Consider the following 23,324-nt stretch of genomic DNA (forward strand, 5'->3'; position numbering starts at 1 on the left):
TTATTTTGTGGTGTAAATCACATTACGAGTGCGTCATAATGCATTTGGCAAAGCTAGAAAGCAGAGGTAGTTGGAGAGTGCAGCTTCATGAATATTAGGGAAAAATTCAACGCATATGCACGTCTTGCCCGCATCGATCGCCCCATCGGGACGTTTTTGTTGCTGTGGCCGTGTTTGATGGCATTGTGGCTGGCGGCCGGCGGCTTGCCGGATCTCAAGGTGCTGGTGATTTTTGTTATCGGCGTCTTCATCATGCGCGCCTGCGGTTGCATCATCAACGATTACGCTGATCGCCATCTGGACACCCACGTGGCGCGTACCAAATTAAGGCCGCTGGCCAGTGGTGAAGTGACCGTAAAAGAAGCCTTGCTGCTGTTTATCGTGCTGGGGCTTGTTGCTTTCGGACTGGTGCTGATGCTTAACCCGCTGGTGGTGAAGCTGTCTTATGTGGGCATGGTGCTGACGGTCATTTATCCTTTTACCAAGCGCTTCACCAACATGCCCCAGATGTTTCTTGGGGTGGTATGGAGCTGGTCCATCCCCATGGCTTATGCCGCGCAAATCGGTGAGGTACCTGCCGAAGCCTGGTGGCTGTTTGCCGCCAACTGGTGCTGGACCATCGCTTACGACACCATGTATGCCATGGTGGACCGGGATGACGATTTGAAAGTGGGGATTAAATCCACCGCCATTTTGTTTGGCAAATACGACCGGCAGCTCATCGGTCTGTTCCAGTTGTCGGCACTTGCCTGTTTCATGATTGCCGGCTTTGTGGGCGAGCGGGGCGCGATGTATCTGGTGGGGCTGCTGGCTTTCATCGGCTTTGGCTTGTATCAGCAGCGGCTGATTTTTGACCGAGAGCGGGCACCTTGCCTGAAAGCCTTTTTGAATAACAACTGGGCGGGCATGGCACTGTTTGTGGCGCTGGGCATGGATTACCTGCTGGGCGTTGCCGTCTGACAGCAAAACGGCCAATAACGGGTCGCGCCTGCCATATCCCCTTCACAACAGGAGATAAGGATGTCTTCGCAAGCATTGCTGGCCACTCAGTGGCCACTTATTCAGGCACCTATGGCGGGTGCTCAGGATGTATCCCTGGCATTGGCAGTGGCGTCGGCAGGCGCGCTTGGCTCCATTCCCTGTGCCATGCTGGATGCCGGACAAATCCAGCAGGCCGTGCACCGGTTTCGGCAACACAGCAAGGCACCCCTTAATCTCAATTTCTTCTGTCATACCCCGCCGCCAGCCCAAGCGTCACGCTTGCAGGCCTGGCGGCAACAGTTGCAGCCTTATTATCAGGAACTGGCCGCCAGCGCCGGGCAAAGCGGTGCCGCGACGACCGTTTGACAAGGGCATCGCGGATGCCATAGCGCCGCTGCAACCGGAAGTGGTGAGCTTTCATTTTGGCTTGCCCGCCACGCCTTTACTGCAACAGGTGAAATCCTGGGGCAGCCGCATTCTGGCCAGTGCCACCACGGTTGCCGAGGGGTTATGGTTGCAGGCGCAGGGTGTGGATGGGGTCATCGCCCAAGGGCTGGAAGCTGGTGGTCATCGTGGGCATTTCCTCAGTGATGATGTGAGCTTGCAACAGGGGACGTTTGCCTTATTGCCCCAATTGGTGGCGGCGCTGGATATTCCGGTAATCGCCGCTGGTGGCATTGTGGATGCCAGCACGGTAGCGGCGGCCATGGCCTTGGGGGCAGCGGGGGTGCAGGTGGGCACGGCTTATCTGTTATGTCCGGAAAGCACCATCAGTGCGTTGCATCGCCAGGCCTTAACGGACCCTGCCCGCAATGGTCACACTGCGCTGACCCGGGTTTACAGTGGCCGCCCGGCCCGGGGCTTGGTGAACCGGCTGATGCGGGAGCTGGCAGATGCAGACATTCCGGATTTTCCGTTGGCAGCCGCGGCCATTGGGCCATTGCGCAGTGCGGCCGAGCAGCAGGGCAATGCTGATTTCAGCCCCTTGTGGTGCGGACAAAACCCCAGTGGTTGTCGGCAAATTCCGGCGGCTGAACTTACCCGCAGTTTATGTCGGGGTTTTGTGCCGTAACGGCGTTTTGCTCCGGGTCGTCATGGCCTGTTGCCTGCACCAACAAGGGCTGCAGCTGGGCTGGATGATAATGGATGGACTTTAACACTTTGCCGCGGCGGATGGTTTTGTCTGCCAGTACTACATCCTTGGCGCATTTGGCTATCAGGTAGTCACCGTTGCGGCTGCCCCGGATTTCAATGCCTTGCTTGGCATAATGGGCGATGGTTTGTGTCAGTTCCTGTTCATTGCGGCACACCTTGCTCATGTTACTGCGGTGGACTTCATCCCAGCAGGGCACAAACTCAATATGGCGCTGCTGGGCCACTTGCAGCAGCAACTCCACCAAATAGCTTATCTCCGGATGCTGTGCCGGGGTCAGCGCCCCAAGATGCACCAACCTTCCCATCAGCACGTACACGCTGTCCACAATGGCATCTGCCTGTTCCACCTTGTTGCCGGCCTGGGCCAACTCAGTGAGCTCTTCTATGATAAGCGAGGTATGCAGCCTGTCTTGTTGAGTATCCAGGGATTGGGGCTGCTCGACGGGCAAGTCAAAGGTGAGGCGAAACTCCCGGATGTCGTGATAAAGCTTGCGGTAAAGTGCCGGGGTCAATAAAGAAAGCTGCATGCTGCTGCCTGTAAACATGATGATTGGGTAATGGCCCATCTTAGAAAATCATCCTGGCGGATGCAAAATTGCCGATGCGTCATCTCACATGAACTGGCGCTGGCCAGCCTCTTGCGATGTGACATAACCTGCCTGGCGATGTAAAAGTGCGTGACACTTACATGACAGTTTTGCCAAACTGATAGCCTACCGTCCCGGGGCTTTATTCCCCAAGGCCAACAGGGGCGCCAGACGGATAAATCGGTGAAATTAACGGGGGTTATCATGAAGTTTGCTTTGATTATGGCACCCTGGCTTTTGTTGAGCCCTTGGGTGATGGCAACGGAGATGCCTCAGGATGAATTGCCGATGGAGGAGGGTGGCTGCGCCCGTATCGACCAGTTATGGCAACAGCAGGGCAAGGTGGGTATCGGCCCGTTGTATTTGGGCATGCCAGTTGCCGAAGCTGAGCAAAGCGGGCAGTTGCTTTACAGTCAGGCGGCAGCGGGTTGCGGCGCTTATCAGGCACGGTTGGTGCAGGATGATGGCACCATACTGCTGATGCTGGATGGGCAGCGCCGGATTATCGGTTTGGCAACCGTGGCCGGTGATGAGCAATGCGATGTGAAAAGCCAGGCTGCCCAGGCGCGGGGGATTTTCCCGCAGATGGTGTATTTGCCGGCAACGCCCGGGCTGACGGAAGCCACGGATACGGCTCCTCGTTACCAAATCAGTGAAGCCCCGCAGGTGCGGCTGTTACTGCAAAACAATGCCATTGCGCTGGATAACGGTCAGTGCGGGCATTGATGCCGACGTGAGCGATTTTACGACAACATGGCCGCCACCATAAGGGGCTACCCGTTTGCGCAGTATCTTTTTACCACTCTGTGCCGCAACAGAGACGCAACAGGTCAAAGGCGCCCTAAAGCGCCTTTGTTGTTTCCGTGCCTTGTAGGGGCCCGCTTTGGCCCCATGGCGTTTTTGCCAGCGGTTAGTCGGCAGCAATAGGCCTCTAGTCCACCAACTGGTATTCGTTTTTCAGGATTTCCACAATTTCAGCCTTGGGGTTGTCTGACAAGGTGAGTTTGCCGCCAATCACTTTTTCCGCAATGCCGGTGTAGGTGTCGGATACCGCCATCATGGTTGCCAGCGGCAGGGCGTTATCCCGGGCCAGGGCTTCCCGCTCTGGCATGCGCTGTTTGTTCAGCAGAATGTCCGGGTCTGGGAAGTGCTGCAGCAAGAACTGGCGGAAGCCTTCTTTGGAGTTTTCCACAATGTTGCCTTGCCGGTAGGCGGCGCCATCCCAGATGCGGGAGGAGTCGGGCGTGCCCACTTCGTCCATGTAGATAAGCTGGGATTGTCCCTGCTTGTCAGTCACGTAGCCAAATTCAAACTTGGTATCCACAAAGATTTGATCAATCTTGGCCAGTGCCTGGGAAATCACGGCAAACCCTTGTTTTAACAGTTTTTCATAGAGATCTATATCTTCAGGCTTTTCAAAGCCGAAGGCTTGCCAGTTGGCTTCCAGAATGCCGCGGCTGATGTTCACGTCATCCTGCTCCGGCACACCGGGGATCCCCTTGAGGATGCCCTTGGTAGACGGGGTAAGCAGCAATTCCGGCAGTTTCTGGTTTTTCTGCAGCCCTTCTGGCAGGGTGATACCGCAAAATACCCGCTCGCCCTGTTCATAGGCGCGCCACATGGAGCCGGTGAGGTACTGGCGAATAATGGCTTCCACTTTTACTGGACGGGCTTTTTGTACAATCCATACCAGTGGATGGGGAATGTCCAGAATGTGGCTGTCGGCCAATCCGTTGTCTTTGAACAAGCCAAACCAGTGGTTGGAGATGGCGTTGAGTGCAGCGCCCTTGCCAGGTATGCCCTGCAAGCCGCCTTCGCCGTGGAAAATGCAGTCAAAGGCCGAAATGCGATCGCTTATCACCATGATGGCCAGCGGCGTGTCAGCGGGAACATCATAGCCTTTTTCGCGGATAAGCCGGGCGCTGTCTGCTTCAGTCAACCAGTAAACGCTGCGCACTTTTCCGCTGTGTACCGGTTTGTCGGTACGGATAGGTAAGTTGTTATTAACGGCTAAAACAGAATCAGCAAGACCCATGGCTGGCGTTCCTTTGATGATAGGGATTGAGGGGATGTCCGGCGTCTTGGGTGATAATTATTGCCGGACAGGCACAGGCAGGCAGCCGATACGGCATTAACAATAGGCAGTGACAAGGCAATTGGCGTTGTTCCACTGGCAAACCGGCCCGTGACAAAAGATGGTTTATTCTACCCCAGCTGCCATGATTTGCCACTGACCACATTTGCTGTTGCTGGCAACACAGCGTTCGCTTAATGGAACATCCGCCGCCAGGAATCGCGGTTAAGCGCGAATTTGGCCATTACCGTTCACCAGGTATTTTTCGGTGGTGAGGGCTTCCAGCCCCATGGGGCCGTAAGCATGTAACTTGCTGGTGGCAATCCCGATTTCCGCGCCCAGTCCCAGCTCGGCGCCGTCACTGAAGCGGGATGAGGCATTCACCATGACCACACCGGCATCCACGCGTTGCTGAAATTGCCGGGCGGCCTGGGCATCTTCGGTGCAGATAACTTCCGTATGGTGGCTGCCAAAACGGTCAATGTGCGCCATGGCGGCATTCAGGGAGTCCACCTGTTTCACGGCAATTTCCAGCCCCAGGTATTCCTGGCCGAAGTCTTCATCCTGGAGTAGATGCGGCGTCTTGAAATAGCCGGCAGAGGCGGCATCGCAGTGGATTTTGACACCGCTGTCGGCCATGGCCTGTGCGGCAATGGGTAACCACACCGGTGCAATATCTTGATGCACCAGCAGCCCTTCCAGTGCATTGCACACGCCGGGACGCTGGGTTTTGCCGTTCAGCAGTAAATCCAGCGCCTTTTCCACATCAGCCGAGCTGTCCACATACAAATGGCAAACCCCTTTAAAGTGCTGAATGACCGGAATTTTACTGTTGTCAGTGACAAAATTTATCAAGCCTTCCCCGCCCCGGGGGATCACCAGGTCGATGCTGTCCCGTTGTTGCAACAGTTGCAGCATCAGGCTGCGTTGCGGATGGGGAATGACACTGATTAAGGCTTCGGGCAAGTCAAACTGGCGCAAGACTCGTTGCAATACGGCAGCAATGGCCAGACTGCTGTGCAGCGCTTCTTTGCCACCGCGCAGGATCACCGCATTACCGGCCTTGAAACACAGGGCACTGGCATCGGCGGTCACATTGGGACGGGCTTCATAAATCATGCAAATCACCCCAAGGGGCACCCGTAATTTACGCACACTAATACCGCTTGGGGGTACGCCCAAGGCGCGTTTTTCACCTACCGGGTCGGCCAAGGCGGCAATGGTGTCAATGCCTGTGGCCATGGCTTCAATGCGTGCGGGCGTCAGTGCCAGACGGTCACGCATGGCGGCAGAAACACCGTTTTGATCGGCTGCTTGCAAGTCCTGCCGGTTGGCACTGAGTATGGCTTGCTGTTCTGCCATCAGCGCGGTGCTCATGGCGTTTAGCACCTGGTTTTTGCGGGTGCTGTCCAGACAGGCCAATTGGCGGGAAGCGGCTTTGGCGGCTTGGGCAAGTTGTATGATTTGACTCATGATTTCTCCTCCATCGGGGTGGCCTTTGGGGACAGCAGGGCAATATCCTGTGTGGCAATCAACCGCCGCTGGTGGGTAAAGCTGTCCACCAGTTCGGAATTGTCCTGCTTGGCGATGAATTTTAATAAGCGGCTACTGTAATTGCTGCGGGCTTTGGCAAGCTCGGTGCCGTCGTGATTGCGCAAGACGATGGTATCGCCTTCGGCAAAAGTGCCACTCACATCGAGCACTTCGTCACTGGAGATCCTGGCGCAGTCGGCAGCACTGTGCACTTCATCCTGGGGCGCCACAATCACTTCGCCCTGAGCGCGAACCGTATGGGTAAACCAATGCAGGCGCTCCAGCATGGGCGTGTCTGAGCCGCGAAACAGGGTACCGGGATTGCGCCCTGCCAGCAGCTCATTGAAACTGGACTCTTTAAAGCCGTTGACAATGTAAGTGTCGATGCCGTGGGACACGGCTTTTTCCGCCGCCTGGATTTTGGTCCGCATGCCACCGGTACCCACAGCGCTGTGGCTGCCACCGGCCATGGCATAAATCCCGGCATCAATATGAGTGACTTCCGGGAGCAGTCTGGCATCCGCATGCAGGTGGGGGTTTTTGTTGTACAACCCGTCAATATCGGAACAGATCACCAGACTTCTGGCATCGGCGGCAGCTGCCACCATGGCAGAAAGGTTATCGTTATCCCCCACTTTCAGGGCATCGGTGGTCACCGTGTCATTTTCATTCACGATGGGCAAAATGCCGTGTGTCAATAAGGTGCTGATGGTGTCGCGAATGCTGAGGTAGCGCTCTCGATCCCGCAGGTCTGCGTGGGTCAGTAATATTTGCGCGGTGGGAAAATCAAAAAATTTGTCCCAGGTGGCCATCATTTCCGTTTGTCCTGCGGCGGCCATGGCCTTTTTCAGTGCCAGTTGCGCCGGTTCCGACAGCTGTTCGTCATGGGCATTTTGGGGAAAGCGGTGAGTCCCGGCGGCAATGGAGCCGGATGAAACCAAAATGACCTGCAGCCCCTTGGCGCGGCAGCGCACAATAAACTGGGCGATGGCCAGCAGGTAACGGGAACTGCAACCCTGACGTTGTGGTGCAATCAGGGCACTGCCCACTTTGAGCACAATGCGTTGTTTGCGATGAGTGTTCATGGCGTCCTTGACGTTGTCAGGTTAAAAAAGAGGGCAGTGATTGACTGCCCTGATGAATGGGGTGGCAACACTAGCGCAGCGCTTGCAGTTTTTCGTGGGTGCTGACAAAGGTTTGCTGCACTTCTTGGGAAGGGTCTTTGCCGAAATGGCTGACCAGAATGATGCTGACGGAGCTGACCAGAAAGCCGGGAATGATTTCATACACCACGCTGGAGAGGGTTTTGCCATCGGCCAATACCGGTGCGTAAATCCAGAACAATACAGTGGCTGCGCCGGAGACAATACCGGCCACGGCGGCGCCGTGATTCATCTTATGCCAGAACAGGCTGAATAAAACGAGTGGCCCAAAGGCGGCGCCAAACCCTGCCCAGGCGTTACTGACCAAGTCCAGAATGCTGCTGGATCGATCCAGTGCCAGCCATGTGGCCACTGCCGCCACAAGCAATACGCCGAGTCGCCCGATGTTCACCAGCTTTTTCTCGTCGATGTGCTGATGGAACAGGGCCCGGTACACGTCTTCGGTCAACGAGCTGGAAGAGACCAGCAGCTGACTGGAGATGGTGCTCATGACCGCCGCCAGAATGGCCGCCAGCAAAAAGCCGGTGATCAGCGGATGAAACAGGATTTGTGAGAACACGATAAAGATGGTTTCAGGATCTTTAAGGACCAGGTCGAATTTATGCACGTAGGCCACCCCGACAAGACCTGTCGCCAGCGCGCCGAGAATGGTCACCAGCATCCAGCTCATGCCGATATTGCGGGCCAGTTTTATGTCTTTGACGGAACGGATTGCCATGAAGCGGACAATGATATGGGGCTGACCAAAATATCCCAGCCCCCATGCCAGGCTGGAAATGATGGTCAGCACACTGATTTGGCTCATGGACTCCGATAGCGAATCTATGCTGCTGCGGGCGTTGAACATCATGTCGCTGGCACCGTCAAATTGGCTGTAGGCCACATAAGGCACCAGAATCAACGCCACAAACATGATGCAGCCCTGCACAAAATCGGTCAGGCTTACGGCCAAAAATCCCCCCAGCAGGGTATAGGCCACCACCACGCCCACGGTGATCAGCAAGCCCAGCTGATAATCCAGATGAAACGCGGTTTCAAACAGTTTGCCGCCCGCCACCAGTCCTGACGAGGTATACAGGGTGAAGAACAAAATGATGACAATGGCGGAAATCATCCGCACCGGGCCGTTGCTAAGGCCAAAGCGTTTGCTGAAAAAGTCCGGGAGGGTCAGCGCATCATCGGCTTCCACGGTGTAAACCCGCAGCCGCGGTGCCACCAACAGATAATTGAACAAGGCCCCGATTAACAACCCCAAGGCAATCCAGAGGGTATTGAAGCCTTGCAGGAACATGGCGCCCGGCAGCCCCATCAGCATCCAGCCGCTCATGTCGGATGCCCCGGCGGACAGCGCTGTTACTTGAGGGCTTACCTTGCGCCCCCCCAGAATGTATCCGGAAATATCATCCGTAGAATGGCGATAGGCAAACAGGCCTATCGCTAGCATGACCAGAAAATAGATGGCCAACGCGATGTAAGTTGAATAGTCCATGTAGTGAATGCCTGTATTTATTTGCCAGAGGCTTGATTGAATGAGTGTTTGTGACATGAGAAGCGAGACGTTGCCAATGGGCGCCACTGGCAACTGCGCAGCGGTAACCAGGCGGCGCGTGCCCTGACACTGAAGTGGTAGTGATAATGGTAACAGTCAGCCTCCTGAGTGTTATTGGCAGGCATTGGCATAGCTCCTCATCAATGGCTCGCAAAAGGGTTGCGATAAAAAAAGTGCAACGTAAATGAGCTAATACTCATTTAATAGTTAGTGTTCAAATTATTTTATGCGAGGCAATATTATTCAATATCTGACCAAAGGAATCAAATCAGCCGGGTGACAATCACCTTGAAACATAGGATTGATTTAGTCTGTAAATTAAATTTATCATCAAAAAACAGCGGAAAAATCGTTAATTTTCTCAGGTTTTCATTACCTGCAGCAACGGTTTTACCTTACTGGCTACGGCGGTTCAAACCAGGGGTAATCACCGTAGACAGTGTTAAAAATCTCATAAAATAATTAGAGTTAAAAATAATTAATTGCTTAATTATTCCCCTAATATCCTGCAATGGATCACATTTGTCATTAAAAATTCATCAACACATATGTTATTGCGTATATATTGATATCCATATGTTTAGGCCGTAATGCCCATAAAGGCAGATGAAGGCCTCCCGCTGGATGGAGTATGCCCATGGAACCTAGCGTTTTTTTTAAAGCATTGGCGGATGACACCCGTCTTTGCTGCCTGTTGTTAATCCAGCAGCAGGGCGAATTGTGCGTGTGTGAACTCACGGCAGCGCTGGCCGAGAGTCAGCCCAAAGTGTCCCGGCATTTGGCCCAGTTGCGGACCCAGGGCATTTTGCAGGACAGGCGCCAGGGGCAATGGGTTTTTTACCGGTTTGATGATGCCTTGCCCCAATGGTGCCGCCAGGTGCTGGCCGCCACCCTGGCGGAAAATCACGGGCAGTTGGCCGCCGCGGTGGCGCGCTTGCATGCCATGCAATGGCGCCCGGCCCGTTGTTGCGATGCCGGTGTCAGGGCTTCCTGTGATGCTAAATAACGGTTGAGGTATCACTATGTTGGCAATTTTTACCCTATTGGCGGATTGGCTGGTATATGACGTATTGGCACTGACCCCTGCCAGCCGTTTTGGTGCGGCACTGCACTTTTTCGTGGAAGACACCGCCAAGATTTTTGTGCTGCTGATCGTCATGATTTATGTCATTGCACTGCTGCGGGCCTCGCTGAATGTGGAAAAGGTGCGGGATTATCTGGCCGGCAAAAACCGCCTGACCGGCTATTTTCTGGGTTCCGCTTTCGGTGCCATCACGCCATTTTGTTCCTGTTCCAGTATTCCGGCGTTTTTGGGGTTTACCTCTGCCGGCATTCCGGTGGGGATCACCATGGCATTTCTCATTACTTCGCCCTTGATTAACGAGGTGGCTGTTTTGCTGTTGCTGGGGCTGCTGGGCTGGCAGTTCACCGTGATGTATGTGTTGGTGGGCATGCTGGTGGGCATGGTGTCCGGGGCGTTGCTGGATGCCATTCATGCAGAGCGCTGGCTGCAATCGTTTGCCGCCAAGGCGTTGCAGCGGGGGCAGCAAAACGGCGCCGGCGGTGCCTATACCCCGGCCTCCGTTAAGCTGAACTGGCAGCAGCGCCACCACTTTGCCACGGCAGAAACCAAAGAGATTGTAGGGCGAGTATGGAAATGGGTGTTCATTGGCGTGGGTTTGGGCGCGGCGCTCCATGGCTTTGTGCCTGATGGCTGGGTCGAGGCCCATTTGGGGCAGGGGCAATGGTGGTCTGTCCCTCTGGCGGTACTGATAGGGGTGCCGCTGTATTCCAATGTGACCGGCATTGTGCCGGTGATGGAGAGCTTGTTGCTTCACGGCTTGCCGGTAGGCACCACGCTGGCGTTTTGCATGGCGACCGTGGCGGCCAGTTTTCCGGAATTCATTTTATTGAAACAGGTGATGCAGTGGCGCTTGCTTGCCAGTGTGTTTGGCATTTTGCTGCTGGCATTCACCCTTATTGGTTGGTTGTTTAATCTGATTGGTCCCGTACTTTAAGGAATTAACATGAAAAATATCATTGTGTTGGGAAGTGGTTGTACAAAATGCGTGAAAACCGCCGAGCTGATTGCCCAGATGGTGGAAGAGGCAGGCGTTGATGCCCGTGTGACCAAGGAAACCAATCCGGAAGTGATTATGGGCTACGGCGTCATGAGCACGCCGGCAGTGGTGATTGACGAGCAGGTGGTGCACAGCGGCTCCATGCCGCAGAAAGAGCAGATAGCCGCTTGGCTGGCCCAGTAATCCACCCAAACAAAAAAGAGGTTAGGCGAATGACAATCCGTGTGGGAATTAACGGCTTTGGCCGTATCGGGCGTCTGGTGTTGCGTGCAGCCTGGGATTGGCCGGAGCTGGAATTTGTACAGATTAACGACCCTGCCGGTACCCCGGCCACGTTGGCTCATCTGCTGGAGTTCGATTCCATACACGGCCGTTGGCGCCGGCAAATAGCAACCAGTGGCCAGCAATTGCTGATTGATGGGCAAGCCGTTGCCATCAGTGCCAACAAGGCGATTGCTGACAGCGACTGGTCAAACTGTGATGTGGTCATTGAAGCCTCCGGCAAGATGCGCAGCAAGGCATTGCTTGAGGTTTATTTGCAGCAAGGGGTGAAACGGGTGGTGGTGACCGCACCGGTAAAAGAGGACGGGGTGCTCAATGTGGTCATGGGGGTGAACCAGCAGCTGTTTGACCCGGCGCTGCACAAAATCGTCACCGCCGCCTCCTGTACCACCAACTGTCTGGCGCCGGTGGTGAAAGTCATCCATGAGCAACTGGGGATCCGTCACGGCTCCATGACCACCATCCACGATTTGACCAATACCCAGACCATCCTCGATGCCCCCCATAAAGATCTGCGCCGTGCCCGTGCCTGTGGCGAGAGCCTCATTCCCACCACTACGGGCAGCGCCACCGCCATTACCCATATATTTCCTGAGCTGCAGGGCAAGCTTAACGGCCATGCCGTGCGAGTTCCCCTAGCCAATGCCTCCCTTACCGATTGCGTGTTTGAGCTGCAACGGGCCACCACGGTAGCGGAAGTCAACCAACTGCTGCAGGATGCCGCCAATGGCGAGTTGCAAGGAATACTGGGATACGAGGAACGGCCGCTGGTGTCGGTGGATTATCGCACCGACCCTCGCTCCAGCATTATTGATGCGCCGTCCACCATGGTGATTAACGGCACCCAACTGAAACTCTATTGCTGGTATGACAATGAATGGGGGTATGCCAACCGCACCGCCGAGCTGGCATTGCTGGTAGGGCAGGCCGATGCCGGAGTTTCCCGGTAATGACGTCAATGAGCCCGGCGCTTAGGCAGTATCTGATTATTACCGGTAACTATTGGGCCTTTACCCTGACAGACGGCGCGCTGCGCATGCTGGTGGTGCTGTATTTCTACCAGCAGGGGTACGGCGCGCTGGCCATTGCCATGCTGTTTGTGTTTTACGAGTTTTTCGGGGTGGTGACCAATCTGTTGGGGGGGTGGCTTGGGGCTCGCATCGGCCTTAACCGTACCATGAACATTGGCCTCGGGGTACAGATTGTCTCCTTGGCCATGTTGCTGGTGCCTGCTGCCTGGCTCACCGTGCCTTGGGTGATGTTGGCCCAGGCATTATCGGGAATAGCCAAGGATCTCAATAAAATGAGCGCCAAAAGCGCGGTGAAGACCCTGGTCAGTGGTGATGCTGCCCAAGGGCGACTGTACCGTTATGTGGCGCTTTTGACCGGTTCCAAAAACACCCTCAAAGGGGTGGGATTTTTTCTGGGTGGCGCCTTGCTCAGCTGGCTGGGATTTTCAGGGGCGGTAATGCTGATGGCCTCGGGGCTGGCGCTGGTGTGGTTATTGTCGCTAGTGCTGCTGCAACAGGCGTTGGGAAAAGCCAAAAACAAGCCCAAGTTTCGCGACATTTTTTCCAAAAGCCGCGGGGTGAACATCCTGTCTGCCGCCCGCTTGTGCTTGTTTGCCTCCCGGGACGTGTGGTTTGTGGTGGCTTTGCCGGTATACCTGAGTAGCCATCTGGGTTGGGATAACTGGCTGGTGGGGGCTTTTCTTGCCAGTTGGGTGATTGCCTATGGCGTGGTGCAGGCCGTGGCACCATGGCTGACCGGCCGTGGCAAAAACGCTGCTGGGATTCCCGGGCGCACGGCGGCTGTCAGTTGGGCAGGCCTGCTGATGCTGCTGCCGGCATTGATGGCCCTGATGCTGTATCAAGGTGGCTCGCCACAACTGTGGCTGCTCGGCGGCTTGTGGCTATTCGGGGCGGTGTTTGCGGTGAACTCGTCGCTGCACAGCTTCTTGATTGTGCATTATGCCAGTGAAGACGGCGTGTCGCTGGATGTGGGGTTTTATTACATGGCCAATGCCGCGGGCCGTCTACTGGGCACCGTGTTGTCTGGCGTGTTGTATCAGCATTACGGCCTCAATGCCTGTTTGCTGTTTAGCAGCGGGTTGCTGCTGCTGACGTTTGCCATCTCATGGGCCCTGCCAAGGCAATGACAGCCCAATATAAAACAGGCTTTTTCTTGCCATAAGGGGTACATTAACAGTAAGGACGACTGGCGGAGATGTGTTATGACCATGACGCTGCAATGCCTTGGCGCCACAGGCGAGGTGACCGGTTCCTGTCACCTGCTGGAGATCAATGGCGGCCAATTACTGCTGGACTGCGGGCTGGTTCAGGGAAGCAAAAAGGATGAACTGCGTAATCAGGAGCCATTTTCATTTGACCCCCATGCCATTGATGCGGTGGTGCTGAGCCACGCGCACATTGATCACTCTGGCCGTTTACCCCTGCTGATGAAGCGTGGCTACGACGGCCCCATCTATACCCATAAGGCCACTGCCGAGCTTTGTGCTTTCATGCTGCGCGATGCCGCATCATTGCAGCAACGGCGCATGGAGCGGGAAAACGAAAAACGCGCCAAACAGGATTTGGCGCCGTTAGCCCCCCTGTTTGATGAAAACGATGTGGAAGCGGTGCTGCAACATTTCATTCCGCTGGAATACGGTGTGCGCTTTGAGCCGGTACCGGGGATAACGGTTTGTTTCAGCGATGCTGGCCACATTCTGGGCTCCGCCATGTTGGAGCTGTGGCTGAATGACGGCACGCAGCAGAAAAAACTGGTGTTCAGCGGTGACTTGGGGCGGGCGGGGATGCCCATCTTGCAAGATCCCACCATGATTGATGATGCGGATTTGGTATTGATGGAAAGCACTTATGGCGATCGTTGCCACCGTACCTGGGAGGCCACGCTGGAGGAGCTGAAGGCCATTTTTGCCAAGGCCATCAGTGAAAGCCGCGGCAATATCCTGATCCCGGCATTTTCGGTGGGGCGCGCCCAGGAGTTATTGTATCTGTTCCATCTGTATGCCAAGGATTGGGAGTTGGGACGCTGGAAAATCTGTCTTGACAGCCCCATGGCCATTGAAGCCACCAAGGTTTATGTACGCAATTACCCGCTGATGGATGAGGATTTCCGGTGCCTGTTACGCCTGAATCCCGGCAATCATCCGTTGCTGGGCAATGTGGAATTTATCCAGAGCACGGAAGAGTCCATGGCGCTCAATGATATCCACCAAGGGCTGATCATTATCGCCGGCAGCGGCATGTGCAATGGCGGCAGGATCCGCAGTCATCTGGCACACAACCTGTTCCGCCCCGAATGCGACATCATTATTTGTGGCTATCAGGCACTGGGCACGCCCGGGCGATTACTGGTGGACGGGGCGACGGAATTGACGGTGCACGGTGAGAGTGTGCCGGTTAATGCGGTAATACACACGGTAGGCGGGTTGTCGGCCCATGGGGATCAGCAGGAGTTGTTGTGCTGGTATCAACACTTTAAAAATGCGCCGCCACTGTTATTGGTTCATGGTGAGCCGGACGCGCAAACCGTGCTGGCAAAGGTTGTACAGCAGCAGTCGCCAGCGACTGATGTGGTGATAGCCGAAATGGGCGACAAGCTGGATTTGGGACAATTGCCAAAATTTGCTTGGTTGTACGGCTCAGCGGCGTAAGATGTGCCGCTGCTGATACCGGCTCAATGCCGCCTTGCGATATGACGCAGAGCAACTCTGCGTTTTTTTGTGATTGTTTCCCGGAGAATGCCTTGTCTGCCAGTGCTGCCCGTTTGGGGCTGATATTCATGTCCACCACAGTGATCTTCTGGGGCGTTATGCCCGTTGCCCTGAAATTGTCGGCGGAGTTCATTGACCCTGTGACCCTGACCTGGTTTCGTTTCGGGGTGGCGTTTGTGGTGACGCTGGGGCAACAGTGGTTCTTGGGCGGCTTGGGGCAGTTTCGTCAGTTACGGCCACGGGACTGGCTAAAGCTGATGATGGCCACACTGCTGCTGATTGGTAACTATGTGAGTTTTGTGCTGGCGCTGCAGTACCTGTCACCGGGAACGGTACAGCTGAATTTTCAGACCTCCTCGTTTTTTCTGGCCTTGGGCGGCGTTCTGTTTTTTGGCGAGCGTTTTTCCCGTAGTCAGTTAGGTTGCCTGTTGCTGTTGGCCATGGGCATGTTGCTGTTTTTCAATCCGGTGCTGACGGGGAATGGCAATCATCTGCTGATGCTCACCGGCATTGCCATTGTGCAGTTGTCGGTGCTGAGCTGGGTAGGCTACGCGCTGTTACAAAAATCCCTGGGGCGGCGTTTGTCGCCTGCCAATGTGCTGCTGTTCATTTACGGGTTGTCGTTAATGCTGCTCTGGCCCTTTAGCAACATCGGCACCTTTACCATGCTGGATTCAGCCCAGTGGGGCATCGCCATTTTTTGTGCCGTTAGCACGCTAGTGGCTTATGGCTGTTTTGGTCAGGCCCTCAAATACTGGTCGGCCGCGCAGGTGGGGGTGTTGATGGCACTCATTCCCTTGCTCAGTTTTGCCGTTACCGATTTGGTGGTGCAGCTGGCGTGGTGGCCCGGCAGTTTCCGCGCGGTTCATCTTAACGGGCTGTCGCAAATCGGGGTGGTGCTGATAGTGTTGTCGGTCATGCTGGTGCAGTTGTTGCCCTACTGGCATCAGCGGCAATCGCGATAGTCCGGCCAAAATATGGTTCGGGTATCCCCCTCGGGATGTTGACGGCGATTTCCAATTGTTAACCATTCGTTGTAATCTGAATCCCCGCTGTGTGGGTTAACGCTTCAAAACGGGCTTGGCTGGCACGCTGTCTATAACAATAACAATGATATGAGGTTCGGATGGAGGTTATCGTCTCACTGGTCAATCAACTCAACTCGTTGGTATGGGGTGTCCCCATGCTGGTGATGATCCTGGGTGTGGGTTTATTTCTTTCGGTTGGCTTGAAGTTAATGCCGGTACTCAAACTGGGTACGGGCTTCAAGTTGCTCTGGTCTGGTCGCATTCCGGAAAAAGATGCTGACGTAAAAGGGCAAATCAGCCCGTTCAATGCGCTGATGACATCACTGTCGGCCACCATAGGTACCGGTAATATTGCCGGGGTGGCTACCGCGATTGCGCTGGGTGGCCCGGGGGCGCTGTTCTGGATGTGGTGCACCGCACTGGTGGGCATGGCCACCAAATTCTCGGAAGCGGTGCTGGCGGTGCGATACCGCGAGGTGGATGAACAGGGCAACCATATTGGCGGCCCCATGTATTACATCAAAAACGGTTTGGGCAGCAAATGGGCCTGGTTGGGTTCACTGTTTGCCTTTTTTGGCGCATTTGCCGGTTTTGGCATCGGCAATACGGTACAAGCCAACTCGGTGGCCGATGCACTGTCGTCCAATTTTAATGTGGCGCCGTGGCTGACCGGGCTGATAATGATGTGTCTGGTGGGCGCGGTGCTGATGGGCGGCATCAAGCGCATTGCCGATGTGGCCGGGAAATTGGTGCCGTTGATGACCGTGTTTTATATCGCTTGCGGTTTGGCGGTATTGGTGGTCTATATGGATCAAATTCCCGAAGCTTTCATGCTGGTAATTGAAAGTGCTTTTACCCCCGTGGCCGCTCAGGGTGGTTTTGCCGGTGCGGCGGTGTGGGCGGCTATCCGCTTTGGGGTGGCTCGTGGCATTTTTTCCAATGAAGCGGGTTTGGGCAGCGCGCCCATTGCCCATGCTGCGGCACAGACCAATAACCCGGTCACCCAGGGGTTGGTGGCAATGCTTGGCACCTTTATCGATACCATTGTGGTCTGCTCCATTACCGGTTTGGCCATTGTGGTGTCAGGAGCCTGGGATTCCGGCGAAAACGGTGCGGCGCTTACCTCTTATGCCTTTGGTCATGCCTTTCCCATCGGCAGTTATGTGGTGGCCATCGCCTTGAGCATTTTTGCCTTTACCACCATTCTTGGCTGGAGCTTTTACAGCGAAAAATGTGTGCAATTCTTATTTGGGGTAAAAGCCATTAAACCCTTCAGGGTGATATTCACATTGGTGGTGCCCATTGGGGCGGTAGCCAAACTGGAGTTCATCTGGTTATTGGCCGACACTCTGAATGCCATGATGGCCCTGCCCAATTTAATCGCCTTATTACTGTTAAGCCCGGTGGTATTCAGGCTCACGAAGGATTATTTTGCGGCGCAGCGCAAATAACCTTGCCTGATGGCCGGTAAGCGGTTTGCTGCCGCTTACCGGCTTTCCCTAAAACCGGGTCCTTTTTTAAAGGCACCCAGATGTTGCCAAGCCAACATTTTTCCCCTTCCTAATCTTTTTCCTTATCGCGCTTGTTGCTTTCTTGTAGTGGGCAATGTGCCTCGCGGCCTGCTGTTTTCCGTGCGGCTCCGAATAACCTTGCTATATTCAGGAGTACTTTATGTAGACCCATTTCATGTTGCGTATCGTTTGCGCCGTAATGCCGCCGTATGGTGAAAACCAGAAGCCAAGTGTTGATGCAAATGACATATCTTGATTTTTTTCAATTAACTACCAGACTTCATCTGTTAATCCTTTAGGGGTGAATTGCCTAAGATGGTAAAGGAAACCAGCGGTATTACATCATTAAAAACGAACCAAGAGTTCCCCGAGTTTTCCATACCGTTATCGCTGTGGACGGTGATGACGTTTGCCCTGGTTTTTGTGTTGGTGGGGGGCTACCTGTTTAATTTTTACATTGAACAACGGGGGCTGGAACGGTTCGAATTTCAAACCCGCTTACTGAAAAATGCCATCAGTGACCGGATGCGCACTTATGAACAGGTGCTGCGGGGCGGGCTGGGATTATTTCGGGCCTCAAACGGGGTTACCCGTGAGGAATGGCATGACTATGTAAGCAATGCCCGCCTCAACGAGTTTTATCCGGGCATTCAGGGCATGGGCTACAGCCAGTTTTTGAGTGCGGAGCAGATAGCCGGGCAGGAAGCCCAGATTCAGGCCGAAGGCTTTCCTGAATATCGCGTCCATCCCGAGGGGCGGCGGCAGCGTTATTTGGCCATTATTTACCTGGAGCCTTTCGATTGGCGCAACCGGCGGGCTTTTGGCTATGACATGTACTCGGAGCCGGTGCGGCGCAAAGCCATTGACCGGGCTTTGGCAACCGGTGAAGCTGCCATCTCGGGCAAAATCACCTTGGTGCAGGAAACCGGGCAGGATCAGCAGGCCGGCTTTTTAATGTACCTGCCGTTGTTTGCTGAACAGGCCAATGGCCAGCGCCGGCCACAAGGCATGGTGTATGCGCCATTTCGAATGAATAACCTGATGGAAGGCATTACCGGCGATCATTTCTCCAGCTTGCAACTGGAGATTTATGATGGGAGCCTCAATGCCGCCAGCAATCCCGAGACGTTAATGTATCGCAGCCGCCCTCGTCCGCCCAGCAGCTATTATCATCATAATGTCAGGCTGGATATTGGCGGACACCAGTGGTTGCTGGTCACTCGCAGTAATGCCAGTTTTGTTTCCACCACGGAGTCCATACAGCGTGCTTTGCTGCTGGCATTTGGCGGATTGTTCTGGTTGCTGCTGTTTTATTTTCTTTATACCAATGCCAAGGCCAGGTTCAAAGAAACCCAGTTATCCCAGGCATTGCTGGCCAATGAAGAACGTTTCAGGCTGGTGATAGAAGCCTCGCCCACCGCCATGGTGATTGTAAATGCCCAGGGCATGATGACACTGGTGAATGCCCATACGGAGCAGATGTTCAAATATACCCGGGAAGAGATGTTGGGGCATGAAATTAACATGCTGTTACCGGAAGTGGTACGCAGGCGCCACAGTGGCCACATGGCGAAATATTTCCAGCATCCTACCGCCAGAACCATGTCCAGCCGTGATGATTTATACGGGCAGTGCAGTGATGGCCAACTGATTGCCTTGGAAGTGGGGCTGACGCCAGTCATGTTCAGCAACGGGCCGGCGGTGTTGGTGACCATCAATGACATCTCTTCACGCAAACAGATTGAGCAGGAAAAAGCCCGTCATACCGCAGAGCTGGAACGGATTAACAGTGAGCTGGACAGCTTTGCCTATATCGCTTCCCATGATCTTAAATCCCCGTTGCGGGGCATTGAGCAGTTATCCGACTGGCTGCATGAAGATTTGGCCGAGAATGCCAGCCCCAAGGTGCAGCAGTATTTGCGCTTGATCCGCAGCCGGGTGCAACGTATGGAACGGTTGCTCGAAGGCCTGCTGACCTATTCCCGCATCGGGCGCATTGATGCCCAACTGGTGAAAACCGACAGCGCCCAATTGGTGCAGGAAGTGTTTGCGCTGGTGAATTTGCAACCTGAGTACCAATTGCAAATCCAGTCGGCATTGCCGGAGTTTGTCACGGCAAGAGTGCCTTTGGAGCTGGTATTTCGCAATTTGTTCAGCAATGCCCTTAAGCATCACGATCGGGATAAGGGCGTGATTTCGGTCAGTTGTTGTGAACTCAAAGCGCAATACTGTTTTTGCGTGGAGGATGACGGCCCGGGGATCCCCGCGCAGTTTCATGAAAAGGTGTTTGCCATTTTCCAGACATTGCGTCCACGGGATGAAGTCGAAGGCAGCGGCCTTGGCCTATCGCTGGTGAAAAAGTGCGTGGAAAATTTTGGCGGGCGCATCTGGCTTGAATCAGAAGGGAGAGGCTGCCGTTTTTGCTTTACCTGGCCTAAAAATTTAGAGGATAACCCCGAATGAAAGCACAGTCTTACAAGGAAGTAACCATACTGTTGGTAGACGATGATGATATTGATCACATGGCTGTTGCGCGGGCGATGAACAAATTAAAGCTGCTGAACCCGCTGGTGCGCGCCCGGGATGGCCTGGAAGCTTTGCAGATGCTGCGGGAAAAACGGGTCTGCCATCCCTATGTGATTTTGTTGGATCTCAACATGCCGCGGATGAATGGACTAGAATTTCTGGAACAGTTGCGCCATGAAGAAACCTTCACTTCATCGGTGGTATTTGTGTTGACGACTTCCGCTGCTGATGAGGATAAGGTTGCTGCCTATCGGCATCATGTTGCAGGCTATATGGTAAAACACCACATTAAGGATGAATTTGTCAGCATATTCAATATGCTGGGAAGTTATTGGCAAGTGGTGGTTTTGCCATCGGACGGAGAGTGAGCGGGTATGGATTTATTGCTGATTGACGACGATGAAATCGACAGAACTGCCATTATCCGGGCGCTGTCGAAGTCGGATATTGGCTTTACGGTGATAGAGGCAAACTGCGCCAAACGGGCAATGGAGCATATCCGCAAACAAGCGTTTGATGGCATTTTGCTGGATTACCGCTTGCCTGACGCTGATGGTCTTGAGCTGCTAAAGTCGCTGAATGCATTACTGGAAGATGGCACGGCCATTGTGATGATCTCCCGCTATGAGGACGAGACTTTGGCGGATCGCTGCATCCAGATGGGCGCACAGGATTTTTTGCTCAAAGATGAAGTGAATACTCGCAGCCTTACCCGTGCCATCCGCCATGCCAGACAACGGGCGAGCCTGAGCCGGGCATTACAAAAAACCCATGAACGCTTGCGTGAACTGGCCGAACATGACTCCCTGACCGCACTCCTGAACCGCTACGGTTTTGAAATCAGCCTGGATCAGGCCTTAAACACCGCTAGGGTCGAACACTTGGAACTGGCACTCATCCTGCTGGATCTTGATGATTTTAAAGTGATTAACGATACCCATGGCCACCATTTGGGGGATCGGCTGCTGGTGGCGATAGCTGAGCGCCTGCGCAATATCGTGCCCGCCAACGGCTTACTTGCCAGAATCGGCGGGGATGAGTTTGGTGTGGTGCTGCGGGGCCCTGATGCGCTGCAACATGCCCAGGAGATGGCCACGGCATTGCTACGTGCCCTGGAGCCGGTGTTTGTGATTGACGAACTGCCACTGTTCATTGGGGCTTGTGCCGGCATCGCTGGCTACGGCGAGCTGGCTTCCGACAGCTCAGGATTACTGAAGTGCGCCGATATTGCCCTGTACCGGGCCAAGCAGTGTGGCCGCAGCCAGTTACAGTTTTATTCCGAAGCACTGGATTTGGCGGTGCAGCAGCGTCATTACATCGCCACCGGCTTGCGCCAGGCATTACCACAACAGCAGTTCTTTTTGTGCTATCAAGGCAAATTCGATGCCTATAGCGGCGAACTGGAAGGGGTAGAGGCCCTGTTGCGTTGGCAGCATCCACGGGAAGGCGTGATTACACCGGATGTGTTTTTACCCGTAGCGGAAGATTTGGGCATGATGGATGCCATTTGCGAGTGGGTGCTGCTAAGTGCCTGCCGGCAGATGCAGCAGTGGCTTAGGATGTTGGCCCCCACGGGCAAGCGCCTGAGCATTGCGGTAAATCTTTCACCCTCCCAGGATCTCCGGGAAAAACTGCTGTCCCAGGTACAAACGGCCACCCGTGAGAGCGGGTTGCCGCCTGAACTGCTGGAGCTGGAAATTACCGAAAATGCCCTGATTGAGCAACCGGAGCAATTGGCTGAAGTACTGGAAGAGGTGGTGGCATTGGGCATCACTTTGTCATTGGATGATTTTGGCACCGGTTTTTCTTCACTGGAACACATCAAGGATTTTCCCATCAGCGTGCTGAAAATTGACAAGAGTTTCACTGCCGGTATTGAAGAGGATGAAAAAGCTCGCCGATTGCTGGTGGCATTAATCAATTTTGCCCATGGCTTTGATGTGTTATCCGTGGCCGAAGGGGTTGAGACAGACCTGCAGGCGCAGTTTTGCCGTGACCATGGTTGCCAGTTACTGCAGGGGTATTTGTATGGCCGCCCGGTGCCAGCAGCTGACTTCACTCGGGATTACATAGCGCCGTTACTGCCTCAACATTGCACATGCGATAAAGGCTAGCGGAAAAATAAAGCCTGCCAAGGCCATGGCAGGCTAACTGTGGCGACATCCGTTGGGTGCCTGTCTGTGACGGATCATGACATTAGCGGGTTTGGCACATGTCAGATCCTGACGATTTTATTGTTATTTATTGTTGTAATGTGGTGCTGACAATCAGAACTCAAATTCGTAGGTGTAACCGAGCAGGAACTTCACGTCATCATTCGGCAGGTTGGTGTCTGCCACCTTGAATGACACAGCGCCCAGTGATGTGTCTTTGGTAACCGACACATTGTATTCCGAGTAGTTATCCACCCCGTACCAGCTGCTGACCACATCCCCGGTGGAATAGGCATAGTAAGCCCCCAGAGAGATGCTATCGGCCAATGGATAGCTGGCGGCAACATGGTAGTAGGTGTAGTCTTTATCATCCAGGCCAGGGCCTGCCACGTCATCACCGGCGGTGACGAATTTGGCCACGCCGAACTCCAGCCATTTCCAGGTCAGGCTGGCATATAACTCACTGAAATCAATCGAGCCGTCGGCATCGGGATAGCCGTAATACAGATAACCTACGTCGTAACTGAAATCGTCATTGATGGCGTTGGAAAAACCGCCGTAAAAATCGATTTCATAACTGGTGTTGTCCCCAAAATCCACATTGGAGCCCCAGGTGCCCAGATAAAACCCGGAGTCATGGCTGTAATCAATGCCGCCTTGCACTGCTGCACCGTTGGCGGTTTGTGTCACGCCGCGCCATAAATAGTTGGAAGTTGCACCAATATTGCCAGTGACACTTGCCTGACTCATGGGAGCCAGCATCATCAGGCCAGCAAGCGCGCTCAGTGACAGTAGTTTCTGTTTCATACCTATCTCCTTTCCCTTCTTACCGTTGCCAGAGATCCGGCATTGACACCGGAACGTCGGCTCTTTTTTTATTGTGCTAGTGAAATTCGGTAAAAAGATGAGCTAAAGCTGTGCCAAAATTGAATAGTGATATTTTACAAAAACTTAACTAATAC

Annotated in this window: 19 protein-coding genes and 1 pseudogene; 14 read left to right on the top strand and 6 right to left on the bottom strand. The window is 54.3% G+C overall.

Going from position 1 to position 23,324, the window contains the following annotated elements; genetic code table 11:
• The first annotated feature begins 87 nt into the window (after positions 1-87).
• Together ubiA and ACIDEJ_RS07655 are read left to right on the top strand one after the other, a co-directional pair.
• Positions 88-960 carry a 4-hydroxybenzoate octaprenyltransferase gene (gene ubiA, locus ACIDEJ_RS07650; protein WP_411987494.1) on the top strand — a complete coding sequence of 291 codons (873 nt, stop codon included), beginning with the start codon at positions 88-90 and terminating at the stop codon, positions 958-960.
• A 60-nt stretch (positions 961-1,020) separates the two neighbouring features.
• Positions 1,021-2,053 (top strand): annotated as a pseudogene (locus tag ACIDEJ_RS07655) (NAD(P)H-dependent flavin oxidoreductase).
• Here the strand turns inward: ACIDEJ_RS07655 and ACIDEJ_RS07660 are convergent.
• Complete coding sequence (locus ACIDEJ_RS07660; RefSeq protein WP_411987495.1) at positions 2,019-2,663, bottom strand: nucleoside triphosphate pyrophosphohydrolase family protein; 645 nt, start codon at positions 2,661-2,663, stop codon at positions 2,019-2,021. The pseudogene ACIDEJ_RS07655 and the gene ACIDEJ_RS07660 sit on opposite strands and share 35 nt — an antisense overlap.
• Positions 2,664-2,927: 264 nt before the next feature.
• Here ACIDEJ_RS07660 and ACIDEJ_RS07665 point away from each other — a divergent pair, with 264 nt between their 5' ends.
• Positions 2,928-3,449: a hypothetical protein gene (locus tag ACIDEJ_RS07665; protein WP_411987496.1), complete on the top strand. Its 522-nt coding sequence runs from the start codon at positions 2,928-2,930 to the stop codon at positions 3,447-3,449.
• A 205-nt stretch (positions 3,450-3,654) separates the two neighbouring features.
• On the opposite strand, the gene ACIDEJ_RS07670 is transcribed toward ACIDEJ_RS07665, so the two are convergent.
• From ACIDEJ_RS07670 to putP, 4 genes are all read right to left on the bottom strand, one after another.
• On the bottom strand, positions 3,655-4,758 hold the full coding sequence (locus tag ACIDEJ_RS07670; protein WP_411987497.1) for a phosphoribosylaminoimidazolesuccinocarboxamide synthase: 1,104 nt from the start codon (positions 4,756-4,758) through the stop codon (positions 3,655-3,657).
• A gap of 264 nt (positions 4,759-5,022) precedes the next feature.
• Positions 5,023-6,270, bottom strand: a complete 1,248-nt coding sequence (locus ACIDEJ_RS07675; protein WP_411987498.1) for a glutamate-5-semialdehyde dehydrogenase — start codon at positions 6,268-6,270, stop codon at positions 5,023-5,025.
• Complete coding sequence (proB, locus tag ACIDEJ_RS07680) at positions 6,267-7,415, bottom strand: glutamate 5-kinase (RefSeq protein WP_411987499.1); 1,149 nt, start codon at positions 7,413-7,415, stop codon at positions 6,267-6,269. Before proB ends, ACIDEJ_RS07675 begins: the two co-directional genes overlap by 4 nt.
• Before the next feature lie 70 nt (positions 7,416-7,485).
• Positions 7,486-8,982 carry a sodium/proline symporter PutP gene (gene putP, locus ACIDEJ_RS07685; RefSeq protein ID WP_411987500.1) on the bottom strand — a complete coding sequence of 499 codons (1,497 nt, stop codon included), beginning with the start codon at positions 8,980-8,982 and terminating at the stop codon, positions 7,486-7,488.
• A gap of 697 nt (positions 8,983-9,679) precedes the next feature.
• Here putP and ACIDEJ_RS07690 point away from each other — a divergent pair.
• From ACIDEJ_RS07690 to ACIDEJ_RS07740, 11 genes are all read left to right on the top strand, one after another.
• Entirely contained in the window at positions 9,680-10,048 is a 369-nt protein-coding gene (locus ACIDEJ_RS07690) for a metalloregulator ArsR/SmtB family transcription factor (RefSeq protein ID WP_411987501.1), read from the top strand.
• Between the two features lie 16 nt (positions 10,049-10,064).
• Positions 10,065-11,060 carry a permease gene (locus tag ACIDEJ_RS07695; RefSeq protein WP_411987502.1) on the top strand — a complete coding sequence of 332 codons (996 nt, stop codon included), beginning with the start codon at positions 10,065-10,067 and terminating at the stop codon, positions 11,058-11,060.
• Positions 11,061-11,069: 9 nt separating this feature from the next.
• Entirely contained in the window at positions 11,070-11,306 is a 237-nt protein-coding gene (locus ACIDEJ_RS07700; RefSeq protein WP_411987503.1) for a thioredoxin family protein, read from the top strand.
• 29 nt (positions 11,307-11,335) lie between these two features.
• Positions 11,336-12,355 (top strand): ArsJ-associated glyceraldehyde-3-phosphate dehydrogenase, encoded by a 1,020-nt coding sequence (locus ACIDEJ_RS07705; RefSeq protein ID WP_411987504.1) that lies wholly within the window; start codon positions 11,336-11,338, stop codon positions 12,353-12,355.
• Complete coding sequence (gene arsJ / locus ACIDEJ_RS07710) at positions 12,355-13,563, top strand: organoarsenical effux MFS transporter ArsJ (protein ID WP_411987505.1); 1,209 nt, start codon at positions 12,355-12,357, stop codon at positions 13,561-13,563. Before ACIDEJ_RS07705 ends, arsJ begins: the two co-directional genes overlap by 1 nt.
• Before the next feature lie 75 nt (positions 13,564-13,638).
• Positions 13,639-15,084, top strand: a complete 1,446-nt coding sequence (locus ACIDEJ_RS07715; RefSeq protein WP_411987506.1) for an MBL fold metallo-hydrolase RNA specificity domain-containing protein — start codon at positions 13,639-13,641, stop codon at positions 15,082-15,084.
• 92 nt (positions 15,085-15,176) lie between these two features.
• A complete protein-coding gene (locus tag ACIDEJ_RS07720; protein ID WP_411987507.1) occupies positions 15,177-16,109 on the top strand; it encodes a DMT family transporter in 933 nt (310 codons plus the stop codon).
• 161 nt (positions 16,110-16,270) lie between these two features.
• Positions 16,271-17,623 carry an alanine/glycine:cation symporter family protein gene (locus ACIDEJ_RS07725; protein WP_411987508.1) on the top strand — a complete coding sequence of 451 codons (1,353 nt, stop codon included), beginning with the start codon at positions 16,271-16,273 and terminating at the stop codon, positions 17,621-17,623.
• A gap of 462 nt (positions 17,624-18,085) precedes the next feature.
• Entirely contained in the window at positions 18,086-20,146 is a 2,061-nt protein-coding gene (locus tag ACIDEJ_RS07730; protein ID WP_411987509.1) for a CHASE domain-containing sensor histidine kinase, read from the top strand.
• Positions 20,143-20,577: a response regulator gene (locus tag ACIDEJ_RS07735; RefSeq protein WP_411987510.1), complete on the top strand. Its 435-nt coding sequence runs from the start codon at positions 20,143-20,145 to the stop codon at positions 20,575-20,577. Before ACIDEJ_RS07730 ends, ACIDEJ_RS07735 begins: the two co-directional genes overlap by 4 nt.
• A gap of 6 nt (positions 20,578-20,583) precedes the next feature.
• A complete protein-coding gene (locus tag ACIDEJ_RS07740) occupies positions 20,584-22,323 on the top strand; it encodes a putative bifunctional diguanylate cyclase/phosphodiesterase (protein WP_411987511.1) in 1,740 nt (579 codons plus the stop codon).
• 153 nt (positions 22,324-22,476) lie between these two features.
• Here the strand turns inward: ACIDEJ_RS07740 and ACIDEJ_RS07745 are convergent, their stop codons facing one another.
• Positions 22,477-23,169, bottom strand: coding sequence for a TorF family putative porin (locus tag ACIDEJ_RS07745; RefSeq protein ID WP_411987512.1), 693 nt, complete (start codon positions 23,167-23,169; stop codon positions 22,477-22,479).
• Positions 23,170-23,324 lie beyond the last annotated feature (155 nt).

Origin of the sequence: Shewanella mytili, from assembly GCF_046765975.1 — a bacterium.
Lineage (GTDB): Bacteria > Pseudomonadota > Gammaproteobacteria > Enterobacterales > Shewanellaceae > Shewanella > Shewanella mytili.